General features: G+C 62.6%; 18 protein-coding genes. All 18 read right to left on the bottom strand.

Annotation, left to right across the window (positions count from 1 at the left end):
* Positions 1 to 2 precede the first annotated feature (2 nt).
* The gene (locus HZS63_RS00845; protein ID WP_180682125.1) at positions 3 to 296 is read right to left on the bottom strand and encodes an STAS domain-containing protein; all 294 of its coding nucleotides are present in this window, start codon (positions 294 to 296) and stop codon (positions 3 to 5) included.
* Positions 297 to 305: 9 nt separating this feature from the next.
* The gene (locus HZS63_RS00850) at positions 306 to 950 is read right to left on the bottom strand and encodes an MlaC/ttg2D family ABC transporter substrate-binding protein (protein WP_180682126.1); all 645 of its coding nucleotides are present in this window, start codon (positions 948 to 950) and stop codon (positions 306 to 308) included.
* A gap of 93 nt (positions 951 to 1043) precedes the next feature.
* On the bottom strand, positions 1044 to 1760 hold the full coding sequence (locus tag HZS63_RS00855) for an MlaA family lipoprotein (RefSeq protein ID WP_180682127.1): 717 nt from the start codon (positions 1758 to 1760) through the stop codon (positions 1044 to 1046).
* 7 nt (positions 1761 to 1767) lie between these two features.
* Positions 1768 to 2265: an outer membrane lipid asymmetry maintenance protein MlaD gene (mlaD, locus tag HZS63_RS00860; protein ID WP_180682128.1), complete on the bottom strand. Its 498-nt coding sequence runs from the start codon at positions 2263 to 2265 to the stop codon at positions 1768 to 1770.
* Positions 2266 to 2284: 19 nt separating this feature from the next.
* On the bottom strand, positions 2285 to 3067 hold the full coding sequence (gene mlaE, locus HZS63_RS00865) for a lipid asymmetry maintenance ABC transporter permease subunit MlaE (RefSeq protein WP_180682129.1): 783 nt from the start codon (positions 3065 to 3067) through the stop codon (positions 2285 to 2287).
* The gene (locus tag HZS63_RS00870) at positions 3064 to 3885 is read right to left on the bottom strand and encodes an ABC transporter ATP-binding protein (protein ID WP_180682130.1); all 822 of its coding nucleotides are present in this window, start codon (positions 3883 to 3885) and stop codon (positions 3064 to 3066) included. The genes mlaE and HZS63_RS00870 overlap by 4 nt, the downstream gene beginning before the upstream one ends.
* Before the next feature lie 63 nt (positions 3886 to 3948).
* Complete coding sequence (locus HZS63_RS00875) at positions 3949 to 5424, bottom strand: glutamate synthase subunit beta (protein ID WP_180682131.1); 1476 nt, start codon at positions 5422 to 5424, stop codon at positions 3949 to 3951.
* A 30-nt stretch (positions 5425 to 5454) separates the two neighbouring features.
* A complete protein-coding gene (locus HZS63_RS00880; RefSeq protein WP_180682132.1) occupies positions 5455 to 10194 on the bottom strand; it encodes a glutamate synthase-related protein in 4740 nt (1579 codons plus the stop codon).
* A 135-nt stretch (positions 10195 to 10329) separates the two neighbouring features.
* On the bottom strand, positions 10330 to 11022 hold the full coding sequence (locus tag HZS63_RS00885; RefSeq protein WP_180682133.1) for a transposase: 693 nt from the start codon (positions 11020 to 11022) through the stop codon (positions 10330 to 10332).
* Between the two features lie 9 nt (positions 11023 to 11031).
* Positions 11032 to 12252, bottom strand: a complete 1221-nt coding sequence (locus tag HZS63_RS00890; RefSeq protein WP_180682134.1) for an MFS transporter — start codon at positions 12250 to 12252, stop codon at positions 11032 to 11034.
* A 32-nt stretch (positions 12253 to 12284) separates the two neighbouring features.
* The gene (locus HZS63_RS00895) at positions 12285 to 13460 is read right to left on the bottom strand and encodes a deoxyguanosinetriphosphate triphosphohydrolase (protein ID WP_180682135.1); all 1176 of its coding nucleotides are present in this window, start codon (positions 13458 to 13460) and stop codon (positions 12285 to 12287) included.
* 12 nt (positions 13461 to 13472) lie between these two features.
* Positions 13473 to 14591, bottom strand: a complete 1119-nt coding sequence (gene aroB, locus HZS63_RS00900; protein WP_180682136.1) for a 3-dehydroquinate synthase — start codon at positions 14589 to 14591, stop codon at positions 13473 to 13475.
* A gap of 41 nt (positions 14592 to 14632) precedes the next feature.
* Positions 14633 to 15163, bottom strand: a complete 531-nt coding sequence (locus HZS63_RS00905; RefSeq protein WP_180682137.1) for a shikimate kinase — start codon at positions 15161 to 15163, stop codon at positions 14633 to 14635.
* Between the two features lie 4 nt (positions 15164 to 15167).
* Complete coding sequence (locus HZS63_RS00910; RefSeq protein ID WP_425505900.1) at positions 15168 to 17288, bottom strand: type IV pilus secretin PilQ; 2121 nt, start codon at positions 17286 to 17288, stop codon at positions 15168 to 15170.
* Complete coding sequence (locus HZS63_RS00915; protein ID WP_180682138.1) at positions 17285 to 17836, bottom strand: pilus assembly protein PilP; 552 nt, start codon at positions 17834 to 17836, stop codon at positions 17285 to 17287. Before HZS63_RS00915 ends, HZS63_RS00910 begins: the two co-directional genes overlap by 4 nt.
* The gene (locus HZS63_RS00920; protein ID WP_180682139.1) at positions 17833 to 18525 is read right to left on the bottom strand and encodes a type IV pilus inner membrane component PilO; all 693 of its coding nucleotides are present in this window, start codon (positions 18523 to 18525) and stop codon (positions 17833 to 17835) included. The genes HZS63_RS00915 and HZS63_RS00920 overlap by 4 nt, the downstream gene beginning before the upstream one ends.
* A gap of 22 nt (positions 18526 to 18547) precedes the next feature.
* Positions 18548 to 19138, bottom strand: coding sequence for a PilN domain-containing protein (locus HZS63_RS00925; RefSeq protein ID WP_180682140.1), 591 nt, complete (start codon positions 19136 to 19138; stop codon positions 18548 to 18550).
* The gene (locus HZS63_RS00930; protein ID WP_180682511.1) at positions 19135 to 20214 is read right to left on the bottom strand and encodes a pilus assembly protein PilM; all 1080 of its coding nucleotides are present in this window, start codon (positions 20212 to 20214) and stop codon (positions 19135 to 19137) included. Before HZS63_RS00930 ends, HZS63_RS00925 begins: the two co-directional genes overlap by 4 nt.
* Positions 20215 to 20401: the final 187 nt, after the last annotated feature.

Below are 20401 nucleotides of genomic sequence, written 5' to 3' on the forward strand. Positions count from 1 at the left end.
TTTTAAGCGGGCAGCAATTCACTCACGCCGTAGAGGGTGGCCAGCGCACGCAGCCGGTCCGGCATGGACTGCACCTTCAACCGGGCGCCACGGCGCTGGGCCAGCCGGGCGACGGCGAGCAGAGCCGCCAGAACGGAAGAATCGAACACCTGCAGCGCGCGGGCGTCGATACACCACACCGTCCCTGCGGAGTCCTCGGCCGCAGCCGCAACCACATCCTGGCATCGGCGCACGAAGGCATCCGCCTCCAGATGGGTGAGGCGGGCAGGCAAGGGGGGGAGGTTTGGGGCGGCCATGGATACCCGTCAGGAACGCCCCGTCCCGCGATTGCGTTCCGCCAACGCCGCGATCAAGCCGTCGATCCCTCGGGCATTGATCTCTTGGGCAAACTGCCCTCGGTAGGTCTCCACCAGCCAGATGCCCAGCACGTTGATGTCGAACACCTTCCAGCCGTCGGCGGTCTTCTCCATGCGGTAGTCGATCTGGATCGGCTCACCCCGTCCGCGCAGTTCGGAGCGGACCACCACCTCGGTGTCCTCCGGGCGCGAACGCATGGGGCGCAACACCAGGGTTTGATCGGTGAGCTGCCCCAGCGCCCCGGAATAGGTGCGTATGAGGAGGAGCTTGAATTCCTCCTGGAGCCGCTGGCGCTGCTCCGGCGACGCCTGGCGCCAGAAGCGCCCGACGGTGGAGGCAGTCATGCGGGTGAAGTTCACATGGGGCATGATCTTGGTATCGACCAGCTCCATGATGCGCCCCATGTCGCCTCCGCGCAGCGCGGCATCGGCCTTGACCAGCTCGATCACCTCCCCAGCCACCCGTTCGATCAAGGCTTCGGGGGCTTCGAAGGTCTGGGCTTGCAACCAGGCAGGCATGGAGACCCAGGCCAGGACACCCAGGCCCATCCGGGCAAGACCCTGACGGCGGGAGCATACGTGTGTGGTGTTCATGGGGTATGGTGGCAAGGTGTGGTTTGTATGCATTCTGATCGAAAGCCTCATCAACGGTTCAACACGTTACTTTTGGTCACGATGGTGAGATCCTCAGTCGTCCAGATCGAAGCGCTCCTCCTCCACCGGACCTCGGGTCTGCGCAGCACGGCGCTGGAGATAGGTATCCCGGGTAAAGGTGTATTTATCGAGAGCGATGTTCTCCAGCATGTCTGTCGCAGGCAACAGGGTCGCGCGGGTATCTGTGATGCGCAGCGCGTAGAGGGAGTTTCGGGTCGGGATGTGGTCCACCCCCTGCGTCACCCAATCACCCTGACGGTCCACCACCAGACCCAGGCCATCGCGAACGGACGACGGGCCGAAGAACGGCAGCACCAAATACGGCCCGGTCGGCACGCCCCAGCGGCCCAGGGTCTGCCCTATGTCGAGCCGGGTGCGCTCCAGGCCCATTTCAGTGGCGATGTCCAGCACCCCCGCCAAACCGAAAAAGGTGTTGACATTGAAGCGCATGAAATTCTCGGCAGCCTCCTTGGGTCGGGCCTGAAGCAACGCGTTCACGGACGACCAGAGATCGCGCAAATTACCGAAAAAGTTGCTCACCCCTGTGCGGATGGGCGAAGGCACGGTGTCGCGGTAAGCCACCGCCACGGGCCTGAGCACCGCCTCGTCCAGACCATCGTTGAAGCGCATGACTCCCCGGTTGAAAGGCTCCAGAGGATCTTGCGGATGCGCGTTCGGCCCTGTGGCGCAGCCGGTCAACAGCAGCATCGCCAGCAGCCCAGCTCCCAGGTGGACTCGTACCATAGCCATTGTTTTTTTACTCCTTTGACGTGGATTGTGGCGGCGCACCTGCATCGGCGGCGTCGGCGGCCCGATTGAACAGGAACTGTCCGATCAGGTTTTCCAGCACCAGAGCCGATTGCGTCTGGGTGATGACGTCACCCGGCGCCAGATTGTCGTCCATGAACCCCGGCTCGATGCCGACATACTGGTCACCCAGCAAACCGCTGGTCAGAATCTTGAACGAGCTGTCCTTGGGGAAAGCATAACGAGATTCCAGAGCGATCACCACCCGCGCCTGAAAGGTCTGGTCGTCGAAATCAATCGATTCGACCCGGCCCACCACCACGCCCGCGCTGCGCACGGCCGCCTTGGGTTTGAGGCCGCCAGCGTTGTCGAACATGGCGGTCACGCGGTAGGTGGGCTGAAAGCTCAGGCTCAACAGGTTGGCCGCCTGCAGGGCCAGGAACAGGATGGCCGCCCCGCCGATTAGCACGAACAGGCCTACCCACACATCAATTTTCGAACGCTGCACGCCCTTCTCCTTGTGATCGTCAGATCGTGAACATCATCGCGGTCAGGATGAAATCGAAGCCCAGCACCGTCAGTGACGACATCACCACGGTGCGCGTGGTGGCCCGCGACACGCCTTCCGGCGTCGGGCGGGATTCGAACCCCTGCAACAAGGCGATGAAGGTGACCGTGAAACCGAACACCACGCTCTTGATGAGGCCGTTGCCGACATCCGCCCACACGTCCACGCCGCTCTGGATTTGGCTCCAGAAAGCCCCTCCATCGACACCGATCATCAGCACGCCCACCACCCAGCTGCCGATGATGCCCATGACACTGAACACCGATGCGAGCAGGGGCATGACGATGACGCCGGCCCAGAAGCGCGGCGCAAGCACCCGGTCGATGGGATCGACCGCCATCATCTGCATCGCGCTGATTTGCTCGCCCGACTTCATGAGGCCAATCTCGGCGGTGAGCGAGGTGCCCGCCCGGCCGGCGAACAGCAAGGCCGTGACCACCGGGCCCAGTTCGCGCACCAGGCTGAGCGTGACCAGCAGGCCCAGCGCCTCGGACGAACCGTAGCGCTGCAGCGTGTAATAGCCCTGCAAGCCGAACACGAAGCCGACGAAAAGCCCGGACACCGCAATGATGATCAACGAGTAGTTGCCCAGAAAATGGATCTGGTCTCGGATCAGGCCAAACCGCCTGAAACTGCCCCAGGCCCCGAAGGCCAGGCGAAAGAACAGGCGGGCTCCCAGACCCATGTCGGCGAGTTTGGCGCGCGTCGCGCGGCCCACTTCGGCTGGATGCCAGCGATTCATGGCTTCCCTCCAGGCGGTTGACATCCAAAATCGTCGGCCACCGACGGACCCGGATAGTGAAAACGAACCGGCCCTTCGGGAGAAGCCGTCACGTACTGGCGAATCAATGGGTTGTCGCTGTGTCGGATCTCTTCTGGCGAGCCTTCCTGCGCGACTCGGCCGTTGGCCAACACGATGATGTGATCGGCCACAGCGAACGTGGCCTCCAGCTCGTGCGACACGATGATGCTGGTCAGCCCCAGTGTGTCGTTGAGCTGGCGAATCAGCCGGGCCGCGGTGCCCAGCGAAATCGGATCCAGGCCGGAAAACGGTTCGTCGTACATGACCAGCTCGGGGTCCAGGGCGATCGCCCGTGCCAGCGCGACCCGGCGGCTCATACCGCCCGACAACTCGCTCGGCATGAGATCGCGCGCGCCGCGCAGTCCGACGGCATGCAGCTTCATCAACACCACGTCCCGAATCAGCGCTTCCGACAGTTGGGTGTTCTCGCGCAGTGGAAAGGCTACGTTGTCGAACACCGACTGGTCGGTGAACAGCGCACCGAACTGAAACAGCATGCCCATGCGCCGGCGGATGGCGTACAACCCTTTGCGATCGAGCAAGCCCACGTCCTGCCCATCGAACAGCACCTGGCCCGAAAGCGCACGGATTTGCCCGCCGATGAGACGAAGGGTCGTCGTCTTGCCACCGCCCGATGCGCCGAGCAGCACCGTGATGCGGCCCTTGGGCAAGCGCAGGCTGACCCGGTCGAGCACGACCGGGCCATCACCGTAGCCGAAGCTGACATTCTTGAACTCGACCAGGGGCGCAGAAGACATGGTGGGTAAAAATGACAAAAGCTGGGGACACCAGCTTTTGAATCATAAGGGATAACCCCTGAATCAGCGCGGCAGGTCGGAAAAGCCCATCAGGAACTCATCCACCGCACGCGCGGCCTGACGGCCTTCGCGGATGGCCCACACCACCAACGACTGACCACGGCGCATGTCGCCAGCCGCAAACACCTTGGGCACATTGGTGGCGTAGCCACCGGTGAAATCGGTGCTGGCCTTGGCGTTGCCGCGTGCGTCTTTCTCCACGCCAAAGGCATCCAGTACGGTGGCCACCGGATTTGTGAAACCCATGGCCAACAGCACCAGGTCGGCCCGGTATTCCTTTTCGGTGCCGGGAATCTCGACCAGTTTGCCATCCTTGAGCTCGACCTGGACTGTCTTGAGACCAGTGACCTTGCCCTTGGAGCCGACAAAGGCTTGGGTGGAGATGGCGAACTCGCGGGTGCAGCCCTCCTCGTGGCTGGAGGATGTGCGCAGCTTGAACGGCCAGTAAGGCCAGGTCAACGCTTTGTTCTCCTGCTCGGGTGGCATGGGCATGACCTCGAACTGGGTCACGCTGGCCGCACCGTGGCGATTGCTGGTCCCCACACAGTCGGAGCCCGTGTCGCCGCCGCCGATCACGATGACATGCTTGCCATCAGCGCGGATCTGCTTCTTGATTTTGTCGCCGGCATTGACCTTGTTTTGCTGCGGCAGGAACTCCATCGCGAAGTGGATGCCATCCAGCTCCCGGCCCGGCACTGGCAGGTCACGGCTTTGCTCGGCGCCTCCGGCCAGAAGCACGGCATCGAACTCGGCCTTGAGCTGTTCGGCCGACACCGTTTCCTTGGCGTCGTTGGTCACTTTGGCCGCCGGTCCTTCGGTCGGCAATGTCCCCACCAGCACGCCGGTGCGGAAGGTCACGCCTTCGGCCTGCATCTGCTCGATGCGGCGGTCGATCAGCCACTTTTCCATTTTGAAGTCGGGGATGCCGTAGCGCAGCAGCCCCCCGATGCGGTCGTTTTTTTCGAACACGGTCACGTCGTGGCCGGCGCGGGCCAGCTGCTGCGCCGCCGCCAGGCCGGCGGGACCGGAGCCGACCACCGCGACTTTCTTGCCCGTCTTGATCTGGGCCGGACGGGGTTTGACCCATCCTTCGGCCCAGGCCTTGTCGATGATGGCACGCTCGATGGACTTGATGCCCACCGGATCGTCGTTCACGTTGAGGGTGCAGGCTGCCTCGCAGGGTGCCGGGCAGATACGACCGGTGAACTCCGGGAAATTGTTGGTGCTGTGCAGGACCGCGAGGGCGTTTTCCCAGTCTTGGCGATAGACCAGGTCGTTGAAGTCCGGAATGATGTTGTTGACCGGGCAGCCGTTGTTGCAAAACGGCGTGCCGCAGTCCATGCAGCGCGCGCCTTGGATCTGGGCCTGCTCGTCGGTCAGCCCAATGACGAATTCCTTGTAATGCTTCAGCCGCTCAGGCACGGGCTTGTAGCCCTCTTCCAGGCGCTCGTACTCCATGAAGCCGGTGATCTTTCCCATGATTCGTATCCTCGGTATGGTTCAGCGGGTTCAGGCAGCCACGGCGGCCTGAGGAGCAGCAGCCTTGGCGGCCAGTTCGGCCAGCGCGCGCTTGTATTCGGTGGGGAATACCTTCACGAACTTGCCGCGCGTCTGTGCCCAGTTGTCCAGAATGTCGCGCGCCTTGGCGGAGCCGGTCCAGCGGTTGTGGTCTTCCAGCAGTTTGCGCAGTTGAGCCTCGTCGGTCTGGCCGCGGTGCCAGGTGGCACGGTCCACCGTGGCCTCCTGCTCGGCGGCCGTCACCACCTTCTCCAGCGTCACCATCGCGGTGTTGCAACGCTTGGCGAACTGGCCATCCTCGTCATACACATAGGCCACACCGCCGCTCATGCCGGCGGCAAAGTTGCGGCCAGTCAGACCCAGCACCACCACGGTGCCGCCGGTCATGTATTCGCAGCCGTGATCTCCCGTGCCTTCCACCACGGCGGTGGCACCGGACAGACGCACGGCAAAACGCTCGCCGGCCACGCCCCGGAAAAAGGCCTCACCACCCGTTGCGCCGTAGAGCACGGTGTTGCCCACGATGATGTTCTTGGCCGCGTCACCCCGGAACTCGATGCTCGGGCGTACCACGACCCGACCACCAGACAAACCCTTGCCGGTGTAGTCGTTGGCATCACCGATCAGGTAGAGCGTGATGCCGCGGGTCAGGAAGGCGCCGAAAGACTGGCCGCCCGTGCCTTCGAGCTGAATGCGGATGGTGTCGTCCGGCAAGCCTTCGGGGTGGTGGCGCGTCACCTCCCCCGACAACATGGCACCCACGGTGCGGTTCACGTTGCGGGCCGCCTCCATGAAGCTGACCTTTTCGCCTTTGTCGATGGCCGCACGCGACTTCTCGATCAGTTTCACGTCGAGCGCCTTGTCCAGACCGTGATCTTGCGACTCGGTGTGCCGGCGTGCAACGTCGGCAGGCACATCGGGCTGATAGAACAAGCGGCTGAAATCCAGGCCCTTGGCCTTCCAGTGGGCGATGCCGGCGCGGGTGTCGAGCAGGTCGCTGCGCCCCACCAGATCTTCGAACTTGCGAATGCCCAGTTGGGCCATGATCTGGCGCACTTCCTCGGCAACGAAGAAGAAGTAATTCACCACGTGCTCGGGCTTGCCCGCAAACTTGCGGCGCAGCACCGGGTCCTGGGTGGCCACACCCACGGGGCAGGTGTTGAGATGGCATTTGCGCATCATGATGCAGCCCTCGACCACCAGCGGCGCCGTGGCGAAGCCGAACTCGTCGGCACCCAGCAACGCACCGATCACCACATCGCGGCCGGTCTTCATCTGACCGTCGGCCTGCACGCGGATGCGGCCACGCAGGCGGTTGAGCACCAGGGTCTGCTGGGTCTCGGCCAGGCCGATTTCCCACGGCGAGCCGGCATGCTTGATGGATGACCAGGGCGAGGCGCCCGTTCCACCGTCATGGCCGGCGATTACCAGGTGGTCGGCCTTGGCTTTGGCCACACCGGCGGCAATGGTGCCCACACCCACTTCCGACACCAGCTTGACCGAGATGTCGGCACGCGGATTGACGTTCTTCAGGTCGTGGATCAGCTGGGCCAGGTCCTCGATCGAGTAGATGTCGTGATGCGGCGGCGGGCTGATCAGACCCACGCCCGGCACCGAATAGCGCAGGAAACCAATGTACTCGGACACCTTGCCGCCGGGCAACTGGCCGCCTTCGCCCGGCTTGGCGCCCTGGGCCATCTTGATCTGGATCTGGTCGGCGCTGACCAGGTACTCGGCGGTCACGCCGAAACGGCCCGACGCTACCTGCTTGATCTTGGAGCGCAGGCTGTCACCGGCCAGCAGCGGGATGTCGCTTTCCACCTTGTCGGCTCCGATGATGGATGCGAGCGTCTCGCCCTGCTGGATCGGGATGCCTTTGAGTTCGTTGCGGTAGCGCGCCGGGTCCTCGCCGCCTTCGCCGGTGTTGCTCTTGCCCCCGATGCGGTTCATGGCCACCGCGAGCGTGGCGTGCGCTTCGGTGGAAATGGACCCGAGCGACATGGCACCGGTGGCGAAACGCTTGACGATCTCCTGAGCGGGCTCCACCTCTTCGACCGGAATCGCCTTGGCCGGATCCACCTTGAACTCGAACAGACCACGCAGCGTCATGTGCCGGCGTGTCTGGTCGTTGATGATCTGGGCGTACTCTTTGTAGGTGTTGAAGTTGTTGGAACGGGTCGAGTGCTGCAGCTTGGCGATCGCGTCCGGCGTCCACATGTGCTCTTCGCCACGCACGCGCCAGGCGTATTCACCGCCTGCGTCCAGCATGTTGGCCAGCACCGGATCGTCACCAAAGGCGGCCTTGTGCATGCGGATGGCTTCTTCGGCGATCTCGAACACGCCGATGCCCTCCACGCGGCTGGGGGTACCGGTGAAGTATTTATCCACCAACTGGCTGTTCAGACCGATGGCTTCGAACAGTTGGGCCCCGCAATAAGACATGTAGGTGCTCACGCCCATCTTGGACATGATCTTGGACAGCCCCTTGCCGATCGCCTTGACGTAGTTGTAGATCGCCTTGTCGGCCGACAGCTCGCCAGGCAGATCTTTGTGGATGGCCTTGAGCGTGTCCATGGCCAGCCAGGGATGCACGGCCTCGGCGCCGTAGCCGGCCAGCACCGCGAAATGGTGCACCTCGCGGGCGGAACCGGTCTCCACCACCAAGCCCGCCGTGGTACGCAGGCCCTCGCGGACCAGATACTGGTGCAGCGCCGACAGCGCCAACAAGGCGGGAATCGCCACACGCTCGGCGCACACCGCGCGGTCACTGATGATCAGGATGTTGCTGCCGCTCTTGATCGCGTCCACCGCTTCGGCGCACAGCGAGGCGAGTTGAGCCTCCACGCCTTCCTTGCCCCAGGACACGGGGTAGGTGATGTCCAACGTCGTGCTTTTGAACTTGCCGTGCGTATGTTTTTCGATTTCGCGCAGCTTGGCCATGTCGGCATGGTTCAACACCGGCTGGCTCACCTCCAGGCGCATGGGCGGGTTCACCTGGTTGATGTCCAGCAGGTTCGGCTTGGGGCCAATGAAAGACACCAGCGACATCACGATGGCCTCGCGGATCGGGTCGATCGGCGGGTTGGTCACCTGGGCGAACAGTTGCTTGAAGTAGTTGTAGAGCGGCTTGTTCTTATCCGACAGCACGGCCAGCGGGCTGTCGTTGCCCATGGAGCCAATGCCCTCTTCGCCGTTCTGGGCCATCGGCGCCATCAGGAATTTGATGTCTTCCTGCGTCATGCCGAACGCCTGTTGCAGGTCCAACAAGGAAGCATCCACATGCTCCATCGCGGCATGGGCGGATTCCTCCGTCAGCACCTGCCCGGCTTCGGCCTCGCCGGCCACCGGCTGGGTCACATCGTCCAGGCGGATGCGCAGACCCTCGATCCACTGCTTGTACGGCTTGCTGTTGGCGATGTTGGCCTTCAGTTCCTCGTCATCGATCATGCGACCCTGTTCCAGGTCGATCAGGAACATCTTGCCGGGCTGCAGGCGCCATTTGCGCACGATCTTGCTTTCGGGCACGGGCAGCACGCCGGATTCGGAGCCCATGATGACGAAGTCGTCGTCCGTCACGCAGTAGCGCGAAGGGCGCAGGCCATTGCGGTCCAGCGTGGCACCGATCTGGCGGCCGTCGGTGAACACGATGGAGGCTGGCCCGTCCCAAGGCTCCAGCATGGCCGCATGGTACTCATAGAAGGCCTTGCGGCGTTCATCCATCAGCGTGTGCTGCTCCCACGGCTCGGGGATCATCATCATCACCGCCTGGCTGATGGGATAGCCGGCCATGGTCAGCAGTTCGAGGCAGTTGTCGAAGGTGGCGGTGTCGGACTGACCCGGAAAGCTGATCGGGTAAAGCTTCTTGAGGTCGTCCCCGAGCACCGGGGAGGACATCACGCCTTCGCGGGCCTTCATCCAGTTGTAGTTGCCTTTGACGGTGTTGATCTCACCGTTGTGCGCCACATAGCGGTATGGGTGGGCCAGGGGCCACTCGGGGAAGGTGTTGGTGGAGAAGCGCTGGTGCACCAGGCCGAGGGCCGAGGTGCAACGCGGATCGCGGAGGTCCAGAAAGTACTCGCCCACCTGGTTGGCCAGCAGCAAACCCTTGTAGACCACCGTGCGACTGCTCATGCTGGGCACGTAGTACTCTTTGCTGTGGGTCAGCTTCAGGCGCTGGATGGCGGCGCTCGCCGTCTTGCGGATCACGTACAGCTTGCGCTCCAGCGCGTCTTGGACGATCACGTCGGCACCCCGCCCGATGAACACCTGACGCATGATGGGCTCGGTTTTGCGCACGGTCGCAGACATGGGCATCTCCCGGTTGACCGGCACGTCACGCCAACCCAGCAATACCTGCCCTTCGGCCTTGATGGCGCGCTCCATTTCCTGCTCGCAGGCCAGCCGTGAGGCATGCTCCTTCGGCAAAAAGATCATGCCCACACCGTACTCGCCCGGCGGCGGCAGGTTGACGCCCTGCTTGGCCATCTCTTCGCGGTAGAGCTGATCGGGAATCTGAATCAGGATGCCTGCCCCGTCGCCCATGAGCGCATCGGCTCCGACCGCGCCCCGGTGATCGAGGTTTTCCAGGATCTTGAGCGCTTGGGTCACGATGGCATGGCTTTTGTGGCCTTTGATGTGCGCCACAAAGCCGACACCACACGCGTCGTGTTCCTGCGCAGCGTCATACAGGCCATACTGTTGCAACTGCTCGATTTCATTCGACTGGGTCACGCGGAACTCCTGAGACTGAGAACAAGAGTGCCGAGCATAGTGCAACGCGGCACAAAAGCCAAGCAAATTAATTGGGGTCAGAACATATTAAATTTTCGTAAAGACATTGCGTTCAATTTATTGGGGACATATCAATCAGGCCGATCGACGTGCTGGCCGCCCGGGCCGGCCTTTGGTGACCCTGCGCGACGTTTGCTGGTGCAGAGAGCGAACGAAGCCTTCACTGCCCAGAGCCCAGCCCTTGAGGGCCGCATCGGTCAATCGCTGGCGCTCGGCCGCATCCAGTCCCTTGGCCACCAGCTCCGCATAGGCCATTTCTCGGGCAAACGGGGTATTGCCCAGCTCCCAGTAAGGCGCTGGAGCCACCAGCCAGCCTTCGGATCGCTGCCCGATGTAATGCCCCAGGCTTGACCAGGCAAACGCCTGCGGCGTCAACGCCAGCCCTTGGTGTACGGGTTCGGTGTCCAGCAACACCATGCAGGCCAGCAGCGCGTCTCCCGGCTCGACAACCGTACAGCGAAAACGCCCCTCCCACAGCGTACCGGTACGCCCATGGCGGAGATTGAAGCGTCGGACGTAGGCCCGCCCGACACCCTGCATCATTCGCGACAACGCCCCCTCGCTGGTCGGCGTCAGCAGCAGGTGAATCTGCGCATCCAGCAGCACATAAGCATGCACCCGAACCCCGTTGCTTCTGGCCTGTTCGGCCAGCAACGCCAACAAATCGGATCTGTCCTGCGCGTCTCGGCACACGACTTCGCCGTTGTTACCCCGCCAGATCACATGGTGGGGCAAACCGGGAACCGTCAGGCGAGGCAGGCGGGCCATGTGCCAGATCTAAGCCGGATGCATGCGCCGCCATTGCCGCTGCAGCAACACGGCCAACACCAAGCCGAGCACGCAGCAGGCCAGGTTAAACAACCAAGTCCAGTGCCAGCCGCCCGCCCGCGCCGCCAACCATGCCACCAGCGGCGGCGAGGCAAACTGCCCGAGCGACGACAACTGCTGCACCCAGCCTACGGTGGTGGAAACGGTTTGGGCGCTGGGCGCGAACTGCACCGCCAGGGCGAACAAGGTGCCCGGGATCAACCCACCAAACGCGGAAAAGGCCAGCACCGCCAGGTATTGGATCGGTGGCCCGGCCCTGCCGTTGAACATGAGAAAAGCGCCAACCCCCATGGCCACAAAACCGACAACCAACAAAACCATGGGGCGCACGCCTCGCGAGAGCAGACGCCCGGCCCCGATGTTGCCCAACACATTCACGCCGGCGGCCAACGCGGTGAGCGGACCGATCCATGCAACAGGCCAGCCAGCTTGGGTGTAGATGGTCGGCAGAAACCCCACCACCGCCAGCCATTGCCCGGAGTACATGAGAAAAGCCAGAGCCACCCACCACGGCCCGCTCGACGACAAAGTGTGCACCAACCGATGGGCCATGGCGGCGATCCACCCTTGCGAGGCGCCATCCCTGGGGGGGTCGGCAGGCACGAGACGCCAGACGCCGTAAGCAAAGACCAGCACCAGCAACGCCAGGATCATCCACGCCGCCCGCCAACCCAGCCACGCATACGCCCACGGACCGATCAACAGCGCCAGCGCGGTCCCCGTCGGCATGTACGCTCCCCAAAACCCCAGCGCTTGATGCAGTTTGGCGGGCGCATGCACCTGCCGCCGCAACAACACGGGGGCTGGCAAGACCGCCAGCAAAAAGCCCATGCCCTCCACCGCTCGGCTGGTCAACAGCCAAGGAGACGTGGGCGCGAGTGCCCCCAACAGGCTGCCCACGGCCAGCAGACACAGCCCGGTCAGCATCACCCGCCGCGGGCCGAGTTTGTCCGCCAGCATGCCAGCGATCGCCCCCAACGACATCCCTGCCAGTTGGATGATGGCCAGCATGAATCCGGCCTGAACCAGAGTCAGGCCCAGACTGTCGCCCAGCACAGGAATGGCAGGGGGCAGCTTGCCGATGTGCATGGCGCTGGCCACCCCCACCCCGATGATCCATGCAGCCCCCCCCGATCCGGCATGCGGGGGCGTTGCAGGGACAGAGGACATGGGAACGGGTGCCATGTGCGTAGGCCGAGCCATCAGTCGAACAGCCTGGTCCCGGTCAAGCGGGCATGCTCCCGGATGGCAAAGCGGTCCGTCATCCCGGCAATGTAGTCCGCCACCCGGCGACGCAGGCTGTATCCGGGATCCGCAGGCCCCGGTGGCGGCATCTCCTCGGGCGCCTGGTGATAGGCCCGGTACAAATCCGTCACGACGGTCCGGGCCCGTTGCGTCGTCTCCACCACCTGCGGGTGCCGGTAAAGGTTGAGCATCAGAAACCGCTTCAACGCGGCGGACGCCTCCCGCATGGGCTCAGAGAAGCGGACCAGCGGCGCCATGCGGCGGACATCGTCCACATGCTGGACACCCGACTCACGGATGGCCGCGCCAGTGGCCTCGATCACGTCATAGACCTGTTCGCTGAGCATGCGCCGAATCGACTCGTACAACACGCGCCTGCCTTTGAGCGAGGGGTACTCGCGCAACACCTCGCGCCTGTGCCGATCGAACAAGGACACCACCTCCAATTGCTCCAGGGTCAACAGGCCAGAGCGCACCCCGTCGTCGATATCGTGCGCGTTGTAGGCGATTTCATCGGCCAGATTGGCGAGCTGGGCTTCCAGCGAGGGCGATTGACCGATCAGAAAGCGCTGGCCAACCCCCCCAGGCTCGCGGCTCTCCAACCATTGGGCATTGGCCCGCGAACAGTGTTTGAGAATGCCTTCGCGGGTTTCGAAACACAGGTTCAAACCGCTGAATGCAGGATAGCGCTCTTCCAGCTCATCCACCACCCGCAGACTCTGCATGTTGTGCTCAAACCCCCCCACGGGGTCGTGTGGCGAAGGCACATGCGCGGCGTCACCCTCGGCATGCATGCAGGCATTGAGGGCATCCTGGCCGGCATGCCCGAAGGGGGTATGCCCCAGATCATGCGCCAGGGAAATCGCCTCCACCAGGTCTTCATTCAGCCTCAGGCTGCGCGCGATGCTGCGTGCCAGCTGCGCCACTTCCAGCGAATGGGTCAGACGGGTGCGGAACAGGTCGCCTTCGTGATTGAGGAACACCTGAGTCTTGTACACCAGCCGGCGGAAAGCGGTGGAGTGGATGACACGGTCGCGATCGCGCTGAAAATCATTGCGCGTCGGCGCAGGAGGCTCTGGATAGCGGCGCCCCCGGCTGAACCGAGGATCGCACGCATACGCTGCACAAGCCATCACGCGCCAGCCTCAAACACAACAAGCATCGACCACCTCGGCGACCCATGCGTCGGGAGCCGGGCGCACATGGGCCTGGCCGGCGTCGTCGACCAGCACGAAGCGGATCTCCCCCGCTTCGGCCTTTTTGTCCACGCGCATCAATTCCAGATAACGCGCGGCGTTGTTCACTCCCAATCTGGGGCCCGACACGGGCAGGCCCGCCCGCTGGATCAGCGTGCGCAGCCGCTCCACCCCTGCAGCCGACAACAGGCCCATGCGGTGCGACAGCGTGGCCGCCATGACCATGCCGCAGCCAACGGCCTCCCCATGCAGCCACTCTCCATAGCCCAGACCCGCCTCGATGGCATGCCCGAATGTGTGGCCAAAATTCAGAATGGCCCGCAGGCCGGACTCGCGTTCATCCAGCCCCACCACCCTGGCCTTGATTTCGCAACTCCGCTGGACCGCATGGGCCAGAGCGGTGGGATCACAGCGCCGCAAGTCTTCCATGTGGGCTTCCAGCCAGTCGAGAAAAGCCAGGTCGTGAATCGGCCCGTACTTGATGACTTCGGCGAGTCCGGCGCTGAGCTCACGCACCGGCAATGACCGGAGCACATCCAAGTCACACACCACCTTTCGGGGCTGATAGAACGCCCCGATCATGTTCTTGCCCAAGGGATGGTTGATCGCGGTTTTCCCGCCCACCGACGAGTCCACTTGCGCCAGCAAGGTGGTCGGCACCTGAACAAAAGGCACACCGCGCATGTAGCATGCTGCGGCAAACCCGGTCATGTCCCCCACCACGCCGCCACCCAAAGCAAACAGCACCGTCTTGCGGTCACAGCCCTGTTGCAGCAAGGCGTCAAAAATCCGGTTCAGGGACTGCCACGTCTTGTACTGCTCGCCGTCCGGCAACACCACGGTATGCACGCGCCCATAGATGCCAGCGAGCACGCGAGCGAGTCGGTCGCCGTACAAAGGGGCCACCGTGTCGTTGGTCACGATCATGGCCTGTGCTGCCCGAGGCAAGTCCTGCCACGTGCTGGTCACATCCAGCAAGCCGCTGCCAATGAGGATGGGATAGCTGCGCTCGCCCAGATCGATCGTGACCTGGGCGGAACCTCCCTGGGTGATGGAAGTGTCTGCCATAAGCCCCGCAGTGTAGCCGCAGCAGCCATCAGCGCGCCGGCTCACCCTCCTGAAGCCTCGCCATCCTCGCCATTGAGCTCGAGCTGCATCACGATCATATTGACCAGCGTCGCCACGGACGGACGACCGGTTTCGATCACGAAATGCGCCACTTCTCGGTACAGGGGATCCCGCACCGCATAGAGCTCACGCAGCCTCTGCAAAGGATCGGCCACTTGCAGCAGCGGGCGGTTGCGGTCATGACGGAGACGCCGGAAGACGTCTTCCGGCGTCGAGCGGAGGTAAAACACCTTGCCGCGCGCCTTTAAGCAACGACGGTTCTCCGCTCGCAGCACAGCCCCGCCCCCGGTGGACAGAACCATGGGCCCCGCAGCCGTCAACTCATCGATCACAGCCGCCTCGACATCGCGGAAGCGCTCCTCGCCTTCACGCTCGAAAAACGCCCGAATCGAACAGCCCAAACGCTGCTCGATCTCATGATCCGAGTCCACGAACGGCAGCTGCAACCGGCGCGCCAACTGCCTGCCCACCGTGGTCTTGCCTGAACCAGGCAGGCCAACCAGAACTATCAAACGATCACCTGAGGGAAGACAAGGTCGTTGAATCCGACAGCACCCTTGGCGTGATGAACACCAGCAATTCGGACTTGCGAGAAGCGTTTTGACGCGATCGGAACAAATTGCCGATCACAGGCACATCACCCAGCAGAGGCACCTTATCGACATTGGAAAGATCTTCCTGAACGTAGATCCCGCCAATGACCACCGTACCACCATTGGTGACCAGAACCTGGGTCTGGACGCTCTTGGTCTGAATCGCCGTTTCACCGTTGAAGATGATGGGCGAATCGTTTTTCACCTCCAGCTCCATGATCACATCACCGTCCGGCGTGATTTGGGGCAGGACGATCAGCTTGAGTGAGGCATCGATGAACTCGATGGTGGTGTTGCCGTCGGCATCACGGCGCAAGAACGGGAATTTTCGTCCATCTTCGATGACGGCCTGCTTTTGATCGGCTGTTACCACGCGCGGACTGGAAACCGTTTTCAACTTCCGATCAGATTCGTTGGCAGCAATTTCCAGGTTCAATAACCGAGTGGCGCTGGCATTGAATAGAGAGACTGCGAACTCTCCCACACCCGTGGTTGAAACTGGAATGTTGACAAACCTGCCAGTAGGGTCCAGGTTGATGAAATTGGTCCCAGTGACCTCCCCGTCGGCATCGCGGGTCGACGCATTGTTGGTCCCCGAAACGACGGAGGCATTCGAGCCAACCCATCTGCCACCGAAACGGACACCCAGGCTTTTGCCGAAGGTGTCCTCGGCCTCCACGATTCGGGCCTCGATGAGCACCTGACGGACCGGAATGTCCAGCTTTTTGATGAGTTCCTGAATTTCCTCCAGTTTGGCAGCAATATCGGTCACAAACAGTTGATTGGTTCTTGGCTCGGCAAACACGGAGCCTTGGCGACTGAGAAGCCGAACCTCGTTGTCACCGGTACCCACAGCCGTTGTCAACTGTTTGGCCACCTCTTCAGCCCTGGAAAAATTCAGCCGAAAACTTTGCGTGCGCACGGGCTCCAGCCCCCTGATGACTTGCTTGGCCTCCAGTTCCTCTCGCTCCCTGGCGAGAATTTCGGCCTGCGGTGCCACCCATATCACATTGCCGGCGGTCCGCATGCCCAAGCCCTTGGACTGCAGGATGATGTCGAGCGCCTGGTCCCAAGGGACATCCTTGAGGCGCAGCGTGACACTGCCCGTGACACTGTCGGATGTGATGATGTTGAAGTTGGTGAAATCTGCAATCACCTGCAGCAGGGAACGGATTTCGATGTTCTGGAAATTCAGGGACAGCTTTTCCCCAGTGTAACGGGGCCCCTGCGCCAGCTTGTCGGGATCGGCCTTGATCTCGCGCAACTCCAGCACGAACTGGTTGTCGCTTTGGTACGCACTGTGCTCCCAATTGCCTGTGGGCTCGACCACGAGGCGAACACGGTCTCCGACTTGGGTTGCGGTGATGGTGCGCACCGGTGTCCCGAAATCGGTGACGTCCATACGGCGCCGCAGCCCCTCTGGCAGGGAGGTCTGTGTGAACTCAACCACCAGATTGCGGCCTTGCTGACGAATGTCGACCCCGGTCTGGCTGCTGGGGAGATCCACGATCACACGGCCAGCATTGTCGGTGCCACGGCGAAAATCGATATCGGCCAGAGGCTGCACGCGTGTGGCCACGGCCTCGGCGAAAGCGGTGCCGCCGCCCGTGGGCGCCGCCACGGTGGGCGGCTTGAGCAGCACCAGCAGGGCGTTGCCCTCGAGACGGGTTTCGTAGTTGACCGACTGGTTGAGGTTGAGCACCACCCGGGTGCGGCCCCCGGCCTCCACCACGTTCACGGAGCGAAGATTGCCCTGGTTGATCTCCACCAGATTGCGCCCGGTCGCGTTTTGGGCGCCTGCAAAGTCCAATGCGATCCGTGCGGGTGACTGGATCGAGAAGCCGGCCGGCAATTGTTGCAGCGGCTCGCTGGTCTGGATGCGTATGACCTCCGATCCCCCTTGCATCGCGGCGGTGACCGACTCAATGGCCAACTGGGCTTGTGCCAGACCGGCCAGAAGCCATGTCGAGGCCAGGAGAGAGAGTTTTCCGATACGAGACATGGTACGCCCCTGATGATGTCCGGTGGTATCTTTGAATGTCATTTGCCGGTGGCCTCTTGCAATTGCAGGACCGATGTCCGCTCGATCCATTCCCCGGCGGCATCCTGCACGATTTCTCTCAAGGTAATCTGGGTTTCGGTGATGCCGGTGATGCGTCCATAGTTGGTCCCCAGGTAATTGCCCACACGGACTTGGTAGAGCAGGTTTTCAGCCTTTACCAAGGCCACGACTTCCCGGTCGCGATTGAGCAGACCGACCATGGTGATCGCATCCAGCGGAACCGCCTCGAGCGGCTCCTTGCGCCGCTGCATTTCGGCGGCGATCAGACTCGAGGCCCGTGGAGACCCCGACTCCGCTCGCAGCAACACCGTGAGCTTCTCTTCACTGAACGGCGAGAGGGCTGCGGCACCTCGGTAATCCTGCGGAACATAGGCCTTGGGTTCGGCCACCGGCTCGACCCGGGGCCTGACCGTGGCGCGCTGCTGCGCCATCCACTCCGCCAAGTCATCCTGCCCCGCCCCGAAGCATCCTCCCAGCATCAGCATACCGGCAGCCAGGAACGTCATGCCCAGCAAACGCACGTTCTTCATGGCCGACGCCCTCCCGCGCGCTGCGCCTGCTGCGTCCGCTGCTGCTGGAGCACTTCGTCCGGATCGAGATAGCGGAAGGTCTTCGCGATCGCGTCCATGGTCAGCGTGTCTGGCCGCCCCTGTGCCGGTGCCAGGGAGATGTTGCTGAGGGTGACGATGCGGGACAGGTGCGAGACATCGGAGACGAACAGACCGATGTCGTGGTAGGTGCCGGTCACCCGCACCGTGATGGGCAGTTCCGCGTAATAGTCACGTACCACCTCCTGACCGGGCCGAAACAGTTCGAACTGTAGGCTGCGCCCGAGACCGGCCTGGTTGATATCGGAAAGCAACGCGTCCATTTCGGCCTTGCTGGGCAATTGCTTCTCGAGCTGGGCCACGTACTGCCTGACTTGCTCCAGTTGAGAGCGCAGAGTCTCGAGATTGACGGCCTGGCCCAGCTTGCGGGTGTATTCGGTACGCAGCTGTGATTCACGCTGGCGCTCGGACTCCAGGCGGGAGCCGAGATCCCCGAGCCACACGAACCAGAGGGCAACGACCACCGCCAGACCGACCCCCACCAGCAGCAGGTTGCGCGGAATGCTGGGCCAACGGGAAGGATCGTTCGGGTCCAACCCACGGAACTGGGACTGGACCAGAGACAGCCACTGAGCGAAGTCGAAGGAGGATTTTGGGGCGTTTGTAGGCATAGCAGTCTAGGCGTTCGCCTCCTCAAACCTTACCGTCGGACGCCGGAGCGGTCGGTCCCTTGGTCAGCATCACGCGGACCGAGAAGTTGAAGATGCGGCGCTGATCGCGCTGGTTCAAGGCGATCGTGCCGGCGGTGATTTCGACCAACTGGGGCTGCTTCAACCACTCGCTGCGGCTTGCGAGATTGCGCAGCAACTCCGAGACGCGCTCCTGCGATTGCGCCACCCCCGTGATCGTGATGGCCATGTTTTCCTGGCGCAGACTCCTGAGGTAAACCCCCTCAGGCAATTGCGCCACCATTTCGTCCAGAAGATGCACCGGCAGATTCCGATCGGCCTGCAGGCTTTCCACCGCTTCCTGCCGGGCTTTCAATGCGGTGAGCTCTTGCTCGAGGGTATTGATGTCTTTGATTTGGGCATCGAGCTTGGCGATTTCTGCCCGCACGAACTGGTTGCGCCGTTGCTGGGCATCCAGTTGCACCTCGTAGAAGCCATAAATGGCCGCAGAAACGGCCAGGCCAGCCGCCACCGCCAGGCCCAGATGCAGGAAAAACTGCTCGCGGCGCTTCTTGCGGGCCGCTTCACGGTGGGGCAGCAGGTTGATGGTGATCATGGGGCGAACCTCCGCATGGCCAGCCCGGTCGCCACCAGATAGGCCGTTCCGACCGCCATGGCCTGGCTCGCCTGGGCGGCCGCCGACAGCACCATGCCGTCAAACGGGTTGACGATCTTGCAGGGGAAGGAGGTCTGGTTCATCACGGCCACATCCAGCCCGGGCAGCGCCGCAGACCCTCCGGAAATCAAGACATGATCGACCTTGTTGTGGGGCGTGCTGGTAAAGAAGAATTGCAGCGCCCGCCCAATGTCCTGCCCCATGTCTTCCATGAAGGGCGACAGCACCGCCTCGCGGTAGTCTGGGGGCAAATTCCCTTGGCGTTTCTTGGTCTCCGCCTCATCGAAAGGAATGCCGTAATAGCGAGCGATCTGCTGGGTCAGTTGCGCCCCGCCAAAGTTCTGGTCCCGCTCGTAGATCATTTCGTCGTTGCGGATGACCTGGAGACTGGAGTTCTGGGAGCCGATTTCGAACAGCGCGATCAGCATGTTGTGCCCGCGGTTGGGTAGCGTGTCGATCACGCGCGAGGCAGCCAGGCGTGAAGCAAAAGATTCGACATCCAGCACGACCAGATGGAGTCCAGCGGCCTCAGCCAGCCCCTGACGGTCCGACACCTTCTCCTTGCGGGAGGCCGCCAGCAGCACCTCGACGTAATCCGGCAGATTGGGAGACGGGCCGATCACGCAGAAATCCAGGCTGACTTCCGCCAGCGGAAAAGGGATATACTGCGCCGCCTCGGATTCCACCTGAACTTCCAGTTCGTCGTCCGACATGCCGGCGGGCAGATTGATCTTCTTGGTAATCACCGCCGACCCCGGAAGCGCCATGGCCACATTTTTGGTGCGGCTGCCCGCCTTTTTGACCAGACGGCGCAGGGCCTCGGCGACTTCATCGAATTGCTCGACGTTGCCTTCGGTGACCCACCCACGCTCCAACGGCTCCATGGCGCAGCGCTCCAGCACCCAGTCGCCCGTCCGGTTACGCCCGAGTTCCACCAGTTTGAGCGTCGTGGAACTGATATCGATGCCGAGCAGCGGCGCAGGCTCCCGACTGAATAGAGATCCGAGTGAGATCAAATTCACCCCCACAATGTGTTTGATGCACCGTTGCCGGAGCGATGTCGCTATCAATCCTATCAGCTATCAGCCATGAGCCAACCTTGACCACTTTCCCTGCGCCGGGGTGCCCTCCATCGATCCGATGTCAAAAACAGCTTTTTTGGCAACGCCCGCAGTATCCGCGATTTTTGAGGGAATTTACAAA

Source organism: Tepidicella baoligensis (genome assembly GCF_013432195.1).
GTDB classification, from domain to species: Bacteria; Pseudomonadota; Gammaproteobacteria; order Burkholderiales; family Burkholderiaceae_C; genus Tepidicella; species Tepidicella baoligensis.

Coding starts and splice junctions, on each gene's coding strand:
- HZS63_RS00885 (WP_180682133.1), bottom strand. CDS start 11,022: ATGGCCCGCCTGCCTCGCCTGACGGTTCCCGGTTTGCCCCACCATGTG.
- HZS63_RS00845 (WP_180682125.1), bottom strand. CDS start 296: ATGGCCGCCCCAAACCTCCCCCCCTTGCCTGCCCGCCTCACCCATCTG.
- HZS63_RS00890 (WP_180682134.1), bottom strand. CDS start 12,252: ATGTCCTCTGTCCCTGCAACGCCCCCGCATGCCGGATCGGGGGGGGCT.
- HZS63_RS00855 (WP_180682127.1), bottom strand. CDS start 1,760: ATGGCTATGGTACGAGTCCACCTGGGAGCTGGGCTGCTGGCGATGCTG.
- aroB (WP_180682136.1), bottom strand. CDS start 14,591: ATGGCAGACACTTCCATCACCCAGGGAGGTTCCGCCCAGGTCACGATC.
- HZS63_RS00925 (WP_180682140.1), bottom strand. CDS start 19,138: ATGATCACCATCAACCTGCTGCCCCACCGTGAAGCGGCCCGCAAGAAG.
- HZS63_RS00850 (WP_180682126.1), bottom strand. CDS start 950: ATGAACACCACACACGTATGCTCCCGCCGTCAGGGTCTTGCCCGGATG.
- mlaE (WP_180682129.1), bottom strand. CDS start 3,067: ATGAATCGCTGGCATCCAGCCGAAGTGGGCCGCGCGACGCGCGCCAAA.
- HZS63_RS00895 (WP_180682135.1), bottom strand. CDS start 13,460: ATGGCTTGTGCAGCGTATGCGTGCGATCCTCGGTTCAGCCGGGGGCGC.
- HZS63_RS00875 (WP_180682131.1), bottom strand. CDS start 5,424: ATGGGAAAGATCACCGGCTTCATGGAGTACGAGCGCCTGGAAGAGGGC.
- HZS63_RS00870 (WP_180682130.1), bottom strand. CDS start 3,885: ATGTCTTCTGCGCCCCTGGTCGAGTTCAAGAATGTCAGCTTCGGCTAC.
- HZS63_RS00915 (WP_180682138.1), bottom strand. CDS start 17,836: ATGAAGAACGTGCGTTTGCTGGGCATGACGTTCCTGGCTGCCGGTATG.
- HZS63_RS00910 (WP_425505900.1), bottom strand. CDS start 17,288: ATGACATTCAAAGATACCACCGGACATCATCAGGGGCGTACCATGTCT.
- HZS63_RS00920 (WP_180682139.1), bottom strand. CDS start 18,525: ATGCCTACAAACGCCCCAAAATCCTCCTTCGACTTCGCTCAGTGGCTG.